General features: G+C 28.9%; 8 protein-coding genes and 1 pseudogene. 5 read left to right on the plus strand and 4 right to left on the minus strand.

Annotation, left to right across the window (positions count from 1 at the left end; genetic code table 11):
- Positions 1–37: 37 nt before the first annotated feature.
- The 3 genes from F811_RS0105040 to F811_RS0105050 all read right to left on the minus strand — a co-directional run bounded on the left by F811_RS0105040 (position 38) and on the right by F811_RS0105050 (position 2723).
- Positions 38–745, minus strand: a complete 708-nt coding sequence (locus tag F811_RS0105040; RefSeq protein ID WP_020004192.1) for an ABC transporter permease — start codon at positions 743–745, stop codon at positions 38–40.
- Between the two features lie 17 nt (positions 746–762).
- Entirely contained in the window at positions 763–1779 is a 1017-nt protein-coding gene (locus F811_RS0105045) for an ABC transporter ATP-binding protein (protein ID WP_020004193.1), read from the minus strand.
- Positions 1780–1991: 212 nt separating this feature from the next.
- Positions 1992–2723 (minus strand): HEAT repeat domain-containing protein, encoded by a 732-nt coding sequence (locus F811_RS0105050; RefSeq protein ID WP_020004194.1) that lies wholly within the window; start codon positions 2721–2723, stop codon positions 1992–1994.
- A gap of 278 nt (positions 2724–3001) precedes the next feature.
- Here F811_RS0105050 and dhaK point away from each other — a divergent pair, with 278 nt between their 5' ends.
- The 4 genes from dhaK to F811_RS0105070 all read left to right on the plus strand — a co-directional run bounded on the left by dhaK (position 3002) and on the right by F811_RS0105070 (position 6684).
- Positions 3002–3997: a dihydroxyacetone kinase subunit DhaK gene (gene dhaK / locus F811_RS0105055; RefSeq protein ID WP_020004195.1), complete on the plus strand. Its 996-nt coding sequence runs from the start codon at positions 3002–3004 to the stop codon at positions 3995–3997.
- 41 nt (positions 3998–4038) lie between these two features.
- Positions 4039–4653: a dihydroxyacetone kinase subunit DhaL gene (gene dhaL, locus F811_RS0105060; protein ID WP_020004196.1), complete on the plus strand. Its 615-nt coding sequence runs from the start codon at positions 4039–4041 to the stop codon at positions 4651–4653.
- A gap of 36 nt (positions 4654–4689) precedes the next feature.
- A complete protein-coding gene (dhaM, locus tag F811_RS0105065) occupies positions 4690–6135 on the plus strand; it encodes a dihydroxyacetone kinase phosphoryl donor subunit DhaM (protein ID WP_020004197.1) in 1446 nt (481 codons plus the stop codon).
- 75 nt (positions 6136–6210) lie between these two features.
- Positions 6211–6684: an ankyrin repeat domain-containing protein gene (locus F811_RS0105070; RefSeq protein WP_020004198.1), complete on the plus strand. Its 474-nt coding sequence runs from the start codon at positions 6211–6213 to the stop codon at positions 6682–6684.
- A gap of 44 nt (positions 6685–6728) precedes the next feature.
- On the opposite strand, the gene F811_RS0105075 is transcribed toward F811_RS0105070, so the two are convergent.
- Complete coding sequence (locus tag F811_RS0105075) at positions 6729–6968, minus strand: hypothetical protein (protein ID WP_013114642.1); 240 nt, start codon at positions 6966–6968, stop codon at positions 6729–6731.
- 257 nt (positions 6969–7225) lie between these two features.
- Here F811_RS0105075 and F811_RS0105080 point away from each other — a divergent pair.
- Positions 7226–7410: pseudogene (locus F811_RS0105080) on the plus strand (PepSY-like domain-containing protein); the annotation flags it as partial.

Below are 7410 nucleotides of genomic sequence, written 5' to 3' on the forward strand. Positions count from 1 at the left end.
TGACAAAGCCCTTTTTAATAGATTTATAAAGTTAAAATTACTGCCATTTATAAGATTCTACAAACATAGTGGATATTGCTATACAAGCAACAGCCCAAATAAAAAAGAATATAACATTCTGTATATCTATCATGCCTTTAGTAAAATCTGAAAAATATGTAGTGATGGAAATAGCATTTAATATTTTGCTAGCCCCTGTAAACATTTCACTAAGCCAATTTATGATATAGGCAAATACTCCCATAGAAACACCCAAAATAGCAGCAACTAATTGACTTTTAGATATACTTGTAGCAATAAGTCCAAGTCCAAGTATTGCAGTACCTAAAAGAAATAAACCTAAATACCCACTGAATATAACTCCTATATCAGGTTTTCCAAATATCATAAGAAGTATAGGATAAACAAAAGTCATAACAAGAAGAGAGGCATAAACAACTAATACTGATAAATACTTACCCAAAACATACTGCAAAGAAGTAATAGGTGCTGTCATTATAAGCTCAAAAGTACCAGAAGCACGTTCTTCAGCTATAAGTTTCATACAAAGAATAGAAAGAAATAATATTGTAAAAAAACCTATATTATACATAGTGTTTTCCATAACTGCCAATCTGCTATAATAAACTTCTATAGTAAAAAAGTATCCAGTCAAAGCTAAATATATAAATCCCAATATATAATACAAAGGCGATACATAAAAGGACTGAATCTCTCTTGAAAATACAACATATATATTTCTCATTTTAACCCCTTAAAATATTAATTATTGTCATCATTTTTTTCTTTATTATCATTATAAGAAACTATTTCATCTCTTATATATTTAGATTTATCAAAATCTTCATTTTTCTTTTTATCTGTGAAGTAAATAAATACCTCTTCCAAAGATCTCTCTTTAGCTCTGATTTCCAAAACATCAAAGTTATTATTAACCAAATGCTTAACTATTGCCGCCCTAGAATCATTACCTCTTTCACATTCTATAATTATATCTCCGAAAGCATTAGCCTCAGCCTGCACTACTCCATTAACTTCTCTCACACATAAAAGAGCGTCATTATATCTTCCAGCCACTTTAAGTTCGATATTTCCTCCCAATATCTCTCTGTCCATAGCCATTTTTAAACCTTCAATGGTGTCTTCAGCGATTAATTCTCCGCTGTCTATAATCAAAGCCCTTTCGCAGGTATCTTCTACTTCGCTTAATATATGAGTAGAAAGTATAACAGTTCTAGTTCCCCCCAAACTTTTAATGAGTGATCTTACCTCTATTAACTGATTAGGGTCAAGTCCGCTTGTAGGCTCATCTAATATCAAAACTTCAGGATCATGAATTATAGCCTGAGCTATTCCAGTACGCTGCTTATAACCTTTTGATAAATGCCCTATTATTCTATTTCTATATTTTGTAAGTCCAGTAATTTCTATAGTATTTTCCAAAGCAGTTTTTATATGTTTTCTAGGTATGCCTTTAAGTTTGGCACAAAATCTTAAATAGTCTATTACAGTCATTTCTGTATATAGAGAAACATTTTCCGGCATATAACCTATTCTCTTTTTAATTTCTATAGGGTTGTCATATACTTCATAATCATCTAAATAAACATATCCGCTTGTAGCAGGAAGATAACCAGTAATTATACGCATCATAGTGCTTTTACCAGCTCCGTTAGGTCCTAAAAATCCTACTATTTCTCCCTTATTTATAGAATAGGATACACCTTTAAGAGCAAGATGTTCTCCATAATATTTAACTATATTATCAACTTTAATCATCAATAATCCTTAAAATATTTATTATAAAAATTAATGCGGTATTTTAACAGCTAAATTTTTATTTATCAAGTTATAATTATTATATTATCGCAAAATAATATTTTTCCAATAACAAAAAATTATTAAACATCGAGTAGAAAAAAATAAAGAACATAAAAAAACCTACCATTTTACTGATAGGCTTTTTTATTAAAATAAAATTAATGTCTTAATTATTGAGCTGCAGCAGTATCATCAGTAGTAGTTGTTGAAGAAGAACCGCCATTATTATCACCTGAAGAAGGTTTAATATTTTTTATAGCATCAACAGCAGCTTGTCTAACAACTATAAAGTATTGATCATTTTGAGCCAAATCTATCAAGTCGCTTAAAGCAGCCTGATCGCCTATTTTACCTAAAGCAACAGCAGTTTCATAAACTATAGCCTGAGTTTTAGCTAATCTTAATTGGAAAAGCAAAGCAGCTACACCTTTAGGACTTCCTATTTCACCTAATGCCTGAGCAGCAGCTATTATATTAGAAGTTTCTTGTTCAGAATACAACATTTGAGATATGTATTCTACAGAAGTTTCTGATTTAGCAGCTTTAGCAGCTTGTAAAGCCTGATAGCGTACCATAGAATCAGAATTTTGACTGCTAGGTGCATTTAAGCCATAGCTTACATATCTATTAATTGCTTCCAATAAATTTTCAGAACTAGCACCTTTTTCACTTAAAGCTTTGAAACATAAAGCTTTAACTTGAGGAGAACCGCTCTCTATGGCTGATATTAAAAGTCTTTCATCTTGACTAGCTAAAGCATCTACAAAATTCTGAGACAACTCTTCTCTTGGTTTATTACCTTCTGATTCTGTTGTTGTTTCAGTAGTAGTAGTTTCTTGAGCAAAAACAGATGATAAAGAAAATGCAAACATTAATGTTACGATAAATATTTTCTTGAGCATTATACAACCCCTTAATATATTAAGTTCTATTAATAATACTATTATTAGCCAATAATTGCAAGCAAATTTAATAAATTTATAAAAAATAATTATACTCAGACATCGTATAAAATATATAAAATGAATTTACATATTCTTTTTATTTTTTACATTATATTTATTATAAATTCTTTAATAATCTCTTGCAAAAAGATGTTTTATATTTATAATTATTAGTATACATAATATAACATATAAGCACAAAAATAAAAACTCATAATATACAATTGGAGGATATTATGAAAAAAATCATCAATAATGTAAATAACATAATAAATGAAGAACTTCTTGGAATGCAAAAAGCATATAATAATTTAATTAAAGTAAATTATGACCCCATATTCGTAACAAGAGCCTCTAAAAGCAGTAAAGTGGCTTTAATATCAGGCGGAGGTTCTGGTCATGAGCCTTTGCATGCAGGTTTTGTAGGATACGGAATGCTTGACGCTGCATGTCCGGGAGAAATATTTACTTCCCCTACCCCAGACCAAATGGAAGAGGCTGTTAAGGCTGTAAACTATGAAAAAGGTGTTTTATTTTTGGTAAAAAACTATACTGGTGATGTGATGAACTTCCAAATGGCTGAAGATCTATGTAAAGCTGAAAATATTGATGTTAGAAGTGTTATTATAGATGATGATGTTTCTGTAAAAAATAGTTTATATACCACTGGAAGACGCGGAGTAGGTGCTACTGTATTTTTTGAAAAGATTTGCGGAGCTTCTTCTGAAAGAGGGGATAATATAGATAAAGTTTTAGAATATGCTAATTACTGCAAAGAAAATGCTCGTTCTATGGGTATGGCTTTGACATCATGCACAGTACCTGCTGTGGGAAAACCTACTTTTGATATATCTGATGATGAAATAGAAATGGGAATAGGAATACATGGAGAGCCAGGGAGAGAAAGAATAAAATTAATAAGCTCTCAAAAAATCGCTGAAACTATGATGGAGGCAATATGTTCTGATATACCATACAAAAACGGAGATGAAGTTATATGTATGGTTAATGGTATGGGTGCTACTCCTTTGATGGAACTTTATATATTATACAATGATGTTCAACAAATAGCTGAAAAAAAAGGCATAAAAATAGTAAGAAATCTTATTGGAAATTATGTTACTTCTATAGATATGGCAGGTGCTTCTATAAGTTTGATAAAAGTCAATGATGATATATTAAAATTATGGGATTATCCAGTTCATACTGCAGCTTTAAGATGGGGGATGTAATAAAAATAAATAAATCTTAAATTAAAGAAAAGGAGATATTGATGTATAACAGCATAAAAATAAAAGAATGGCTTATTAATCTCTCTAAAGTTTATGATGAAAATAAAGATTATCTCACAAAGCTGGACGCTGATATAGGAGATGCTGATCATGGCATAAATATAAGCAGAGGTTTTAGTTTTGTAAGAGAGGCACTTAACAAAGATGAAAATGCTTCTATATCGTCTATATTCAAACAAACAGCCGCTATGCTTATAAAAAATGTAGGCGGAGCTTCTGGACCTCTATATGGTACATTCTTTCTTAATGCTGTAAGTGTATCTTCAAATAAGGAAGAATTATCATTAAACGATATAGCAGAAATATTTAATAAAGGTACAAATGCTGTATCTGCACTAGGAAAATCAAAAGCGGGCGAAAAAACTATGCTTGATACATTATATCCTGCTGCAGAAGCCATGAAAAATAATGCTGATAATTTAGAAAATTTCAAAAAAGAAGTGCTAATATCTGCAGAAAATGGAATGAAATCTACAATTGATATGATTGCTACTAAAGGAAGAGCGAGTTACTTAGGAGAGAGAAGCAAAGGACATCAGGATGCAGGTGCTGCTTCCTCTTACATGATGATAAAAGAATTGATAAATATATTATAAAAATATTAAAAAATAAAAGTATTAAAAGGAATTAATGTGGTTAGTTTAATATTTGTTTCACATAGCTATGAGCTTGCTAAAACTACGGCTGAATATATAAAAAAAGTTACAAATACTGATATACCTATAGCTTTTTCTGGTGGAAGCGGAGATGATCATAAAGAGCTTGGAACTGATGCTGTAGAAGTTTTTAATGCTATAGAGAGCGTATATTCTGATGATGGGGTTATAATATTTTGCGATTTGGGAAGTGCATTGATAAGTTCTGAGCTTGCTTTATCTATGCTTGATGAAGAGAAAGCAAAAAATGTAAGAATGACTTCGGCACCTTTTATAGAAGGAGGAATTAATGCAGCTATACAGTCATCTTTGGCTAAAAATATTGATGAGGTTATTAATGAATCGCTTGAAAGTTTGACGCCTAAAATATCGTATGTTAAAGATAAATTTGATTATTCTATAAATAATAATAATTTACTTGAAGATATAGAGTTTAAAGATTATATAAAAGGTGAATATAAAATACTTTTGGAAAACGGTTTTCATGCAAGACCAGTATTTATGTTTATTAATATAATAGCTAACTCAAAAAGTAAAGTATTTATTTCTAATAAGACAAAACATAAACCGCCTGTATCCGCTGACAGTATAACTAAAGTAACATTACTTAATATAGAATACGGCGATGTAATGGAGATTTATGCTAAAGGTCCTGATGCTGAAGATGTACTTGAAAGATTTGAATATTTAGTAAATGGAAAATTTGAAACAAAATATAAAACTCAGCCTTCAAAAGATATAGAAAGTGATTATAAAGTTGTATGCGATGGGTTTGTAAGCGGTAAAGCAACATATATGTACTTTTATATAAATGTAAAAAAGGAATATATAAAAGATATAGAAGCTGAAAAAGAGAAATTTAAATCGGCAATAGAAAATGTGAAAAATGATCTTCTCGAACAAAAAAGCATTATAGAAAAAAAGAAATTACAGAATAATGAATATTTAATATTTGAAACATATATATCAATGCTTTTCGATGATTATGCCCTAAAAGAAGTTTACAGTTTAATAGAAAATAAAAAATATTCTGCTGCTTATTCATACAATAAAGTTATGAGAAATATATTCAAAAGTTTTGATTCATTAGATGACGGATACATTAAAGAAAGAAAATATGATGTAGAAGACATACTTTATCAGGTATTAAAATACTTATTGGATATAAAAATAAACTTGCCTGAAGAAGATGATATAATACTTATAGTTGATAATATATATGCTTCCATAGTAACAGAAATAAGAGAAAATATAAAGGGAGTTATATCTATTAATGGAAGTGCTATGTCTCATGCTGCTATATTATTAAAATCATTGAATGTTCCTTATATCATATTTCCATATGCTATGCAGTTAAAGGGTAAAGAAATAGTAATAGATACAAAAAATAAGGACGGTAAAGTTATTTATTTAAAAAAATAGATTAAAATTCTTATTTTACATTAACAAATGTCTATTGTTATTATAAGGTATGTAATGTCATAACTGGAATAAAAAATGAACATCAATATCAATACCCTGATTATAGTAATAATAGTAGCTGTTGTTATATTGTGGCCTATTATCAAAAAAATTACCAAAAATATAAAAATAGAAAACTCTGAAAGCATACATATAGCCTGTCTTTACGGCGATTTGTCTAAAATAAAAAGGCTTCTTGCTTCTGGAATAAATATTAACTCTAAAGATTTCAGCAATAAAACTCCTTTAATGTATGCAGCAGAAGACGGAGCTATAGATACTATTGACTTTTTAATAAGAAACGGTGCTAATATTAATGATACTGATGTCAGAGGAGACAGTGCTTTAATTATAGCTGTAAAAAACAATAATGTAAAAGCCTCTCAACTATTAATAGAACTTGGGGCAGATTTAAATATCAAAAATGAAGACAATAAAGATGCTTTGAATATAGCTAAAGATTTGGGATATAAAGAAATTACAGATTTTATAGAAAATAAAGCAAAATAAAAGAGGCATTTAATTAAATATAAACGCCTCTTTAAAAAAATTTGTTAATTATTGTTATTGCTTCTTGTTATATTAGTAGAGCCGCATATAGGACAATGTGATACTGAATCCTCTATTATGTCGTCAATTTGAGTTATATCATCATCTTCGGATATATTGATTTCTTTATCATCTACTGCCCAGAAATTTGAACAGTCTTTACAATAAAAATGAATTAAATATTCTCTGTATGTAGGATAATTTCCCTCTATTTTTCTATATCCGTCTATAATATTGTGAGCCATACTTCCTCCAATTTTTAATATAAACAGAATTTAAGAATTTTTATAAAAAAGTCAATCAATATATTAATCAAATAATACATAAAGTCTATTTTTTGTATAAAAAAATCATAAATAGCTGTTTATTTCGATTTTTAATTACATAATACAAACAAAACATACATAAAATTGTAAAATATATTATATTTTTTATATACTAATTTTACCTTTTATGTAACTATATGTTTTATTATTACCAAAAAATAACAAGGAGGTAAGGTATGATAAAAAATACTAAACTTTTCATCTCTATACTATTTCTCACTATTTTGCAAGCTTCAATACTAACAGCAGCCGACATGCCTATACAAGCAAATCAGCTTCCAAAAAAAGCTCAGGATTTTATAAGTGCTAATTTTGCTAATGACCCTGTTGTATATGCTGAACAAGACAGAAATAGTTTTAA

This window comes from Brachyspira innocens ATCC 29796 (assembly GCF_000384655.1).
Lineage (GTDB): Bacteria > Spirochaetota > Brachyspiria > Brachyspirales > Brachyspiraceae > Brachyspira > Brachyspira innocens.